The following is a 3,109-nucleotide window of genomic DNA, read 5'->3' as shown; positions in this document are numbered from 1 at the left end:
TGATAAGATAATATAGTTGTCTCAGCGACAACAAGTAGCACATTGAAAACTGAACAAAACTTTGAACAAACGAATCTGTGACTAGTTATTAGCAGTAATAACAAAAACAAATTTGCGAAGTCAATTCGTAACAAACAATAAACGGATAGTCGTTATAGAGATATAGCAATTAGTCAGTTTAATCGAAGAGTACATCTTCAAACAATGAATTTAAATTCATTTAAATTGAGAGTTTGATCCTGGCTCAGGATGAACGCTGGCGGCGTGCCTAATACATGCAAGTCGAACGCGCAGCGAGAGGTGCTTGCACCTTTCAAGCGAGTGGCGAACGGGTGAGTAACACGTGGATAACCTGCCTCAAGGCTGGGGATAACATTTGGAAACAGATGCTAATACCGAATAAAACTTAGTATCGCATGATATCAAGTTAAAAGGCGCTACGGCGTCACCTAGAGATGGATCCGCGGTGCATTAGTTAGTTGGTGGGGTAAAGGCTTACCAAGACAATGATGCATAGCCGAGTTGAGAGACTGATCGGCCACATTGGGACTGAGACACGGCCCAAACTCCTACGGGAGGCTGCAGTAGGGAATCTTCCACAATGGGCGCAAGCCTGATGGAGCAACGCCGCGTGTGTGATGAAGGCTTTCGGGTCGTAAAGCACTGTTGTATGGGAAGAAATGCTAAAATAGGGAATGATTTTAGTTTGACGGTACCATACCAGAAAGGGACGGCTAAATACGTGCCAGCAGCCGCGGTAATACGTATGTCCCGAGCGTTATCCGGATTTATTGGGCGTAAAGCGAGCGCAGACGGTTGATTAAGTCTGATGTGAAAGCCCGGAGCTCAACTCCGGAATGGCATTGGAAACTGGTTAACTTGAGTGTTGTAGAGGTAAGTGGAACTCCATGTGTAGCGGTGGAATGCGTAGATATATGGAAGAACACCAGTGGCGAAGGCGGCTTACTGGACAACAACTGACGTTGAGGCTCGAAAGTGTGGGTAGCAAACAGGATTAGATACCCTGGTAGTCCACACCGTAAACGATGAATACTAGGTGTTAGGAGGTTTCCGCCTCTTAGTGCCGAAGCTAACGCATTAAGTATTCCGCCTGGGGAGTACGACCGCAAGGTTGAAACTCAAAGGAATTGACGGGGACCCGCACAAGCGGTGGAGCATGTGGTTTAATTCGAAGCAACGCGAAGAACCTTACCAGGTCTTGACATCCTTTGAAGCTTTTAGAGATAGAAGTGTTCTCTTCGGAGACAAAGTGACAGGTGGTGCATGGTCGTCGTCAGCTCGTGTCGTGAGATGTTGGGTTAAGTCCCGCAACGAGCGCAACCCTTATTGTTAGTTGCCAGCATTCAGTTGGGCACTCTAGCGAGACTGCCGGTGACAAACCGGAGGAAGGCGGGGACGACGTCAGATCATCATGCCCCTTATGACCTGGGCTACACACGTGCTACAATGGCGTATACAACGAGTTGCCAACCTGCGAAGGTGAGCTAATCTCTTAAAGTACGTCTCAGTTCGGACTGCAGTCTGCAACTCGACTGCACGAAGTCGGAATCGCTAGTAATCGCGGATCAGCACGCCGCGGTGAATACGTTCCCGGGTCTTGTACACACCGCCCGTCACACCATGGGAGTTTGTAATGCCCAAAGCCGGTGGCCTAACCTTCGGGAGGGAGCCGTCTAAGGCAGGACAGATGACTGGGGTGAAGTCGTAACAAGGTAGCCGTAGGAGAACCTGCGGCTGGATCACCTCCTTTCTAAGGATAATCGGAAAGTGACAGTGCATTAGATTGCAAGTTCAAATGTTCAAAGTTTTGTTTAGTTTTGAGTGTGGTACTGTAATAGGTATCATGTTCAAAAGATGATCCTATGGGGAATTAGCTCAGCTGGGAGAGCACCTGCTTTGCAAGCAGGGGGTCAGCGGTTCGATCCCGCTATTCTCCATAGGCAATCGAAAGATTGTCTTGGTTGTACATTGAAAACTGAATAGTAACAAATTCTTTTAAAAGTAATGGAAACATTATTCTAAATTGAACCGAGAAACAACACAAAAAGAAGTTCTTTAAAAAGAACGGTTTAATCGCAGGTCTGAAAAATGACCAACTCATAAAACGAAACCGCAACGCAAGTTGTATAGGTTAAGTTAATAAGGGCGCGTGGTGGATGCCTTGGCACTAGGAGCCGATGAAGGACGTGACTAACTACGATAAGCTTTGGTGAGCGGTAAGTACGCTATGACCCAGAGATTTCCGAATGGGGAAACCCAACTCGAAAAGAGTTGTCGCTATCTGAATACATAGGATAGACGACGGAATACGCTGTGAACTGAAACATCTCATTAGCAGCAGGAGCAGAAAGAAAAATCGATTCCCTAAGTAGCGGCGAGCGAACGGGGAAGAGCCCAAACCAACGTGCTTGCATGTTGGGGTTGTAGGACTGATAAATAAGAGTTACAAAAGTGTTTTATAGCAGAACAAGTTGGGAAGCTTGGCGAAACAGGGTGATAGCCCCGTAAGCGAAATAGAGCACACTCTTTTCAGGATCCTGAGTACGGCCGGACACGTGAAATCCGGTCGGAATCTGCGGGGACCATCCCGTAAGGCTAAATACTCCCTAGTGACCGATAGTGAACCAGTACCGTGAGGGAAAGGTGAAAAGCACCCCGGAAGGGGAGTGAAATAGTTCCTGAAACCACGACGCCTACAAGAAGTCAGAGCCCGTTAATGGGTGATGGCGTGCCTTTTGTAGAATGAACCGGCGAGTTACGGTATCGTGCGAGGTTAAGGTGGAAAGACCGGAGCCGCAGCGAAAGCGAGTGTGAATAGCGCGAATAGTACGATGCTGTAGACCCGAAACCAGGTGACCTACCCATGGTCAGGATGAAGGTGAGGTAAAACTTACTGGAGGTCCGAACCGGTGCATGTTAAAAAATGCTCGGATGAACTGTGGGTAGCGGTGAAATTCCAAACGAACTTGGAGATAGCTGGTTCTCTCCGAAATAGCTTTAGGGCTAGCCTCATTATAAGCATACTGGAGGTAGAGCACTGTTAAGCCTAGGGGCCCATCTCGGGTTACCAAAGTTTGATAAACTCCGA

The 3,109-nt window shown here is 47.6% G+C and carries 1 tRNA gene and 2 rRNA genes (1 of these 3 running past the window's edge); all 3 read left to right on the top strand.

What is annotated here, in order from left to right:
- Positions 1–221 precede the first annotated feature (221 nt).
- Positions 222–1,771 (top strand): 16S ribosomal RNA (locus tag C5L21_RS08425).
- 114 nt (positions 1,772–1,885) lie between these two features.
- A tRNA-Ala gene (locus tag C5L21_RS08420) sits at positions 1,886–1,958 on the top strand.
- Between the two features lie 192 nt (positions 1,959–2,150).
- A 23S ribosomal RNA gene (locus C5L21_RS08415) occupies positions 2,151–3,109 on the top strand; it runs 1,953 nt beyond the window's last position.
- Together the 16S and 23S rRNA genes with 1 tRNA gene alongside form the textbook arrangement of a ribosomal RNA operon.

Origin of the sequence: Leuconostoc citreum (assembly GCF_004354555.1) — a bacterium.
Taxonomy (GTDB): Bacteria; Bacillota; Bacilli; order Lactobacillales; family Lactobacillaceae; genus Leuconostoc; species Leuconostoc citreum.
The sequence above is the reverse complement of the archived record's forward strand: the minus strand, read 5'-3'. Positions and strand labels throughout refer to the sequence as shown.